1 protein-coding gene is annotated in these 235 nt (G+C 48.9%); it reads left to right on the plus strand.

Going from position 1 to position 235, the window contains the following annotated elements; translation table 11 throughout:
* A partial coding sequence (locus tag FBT53_RS16160) for a hypothetical protein (protein ID WP_169630381.1) occupies positions 1–235 on the plus strand: 235 nt, incomplete at both ends.

Below are 235 nucleotides of genomic sequence, written 5' to 3' on the forward strand. Positions count from 1 at the left end.
ACCCGGCTACCGATAACGACCCAATTACTTTGGATAATGCGGTGCCAACTATTGACATCACTACCCCTATCGAGGGTGACAATATCGTAAGTGCTGCCGAAGATGGCGATGTAACCATCTCAGGGACTACCACAGATGTGGAAGATGGACAAGTGGTAACCGTTACTTTTGATGATGGGGTGAATCCTCCAGTAACTACTACCGCTACCGTAACTGGTAATGCGTGGACGGCTAC

The organism is Flavobacterium sp. ASW18X (genome assembly GCF_005144745.1).
In the GTDB taxonomy this organism is placed as follows: domain Bacteria; phylum Bacteroidota; class Bacteroidia; order Flavobacteriales; family Flavobacteriaceae; genus Croceivirga.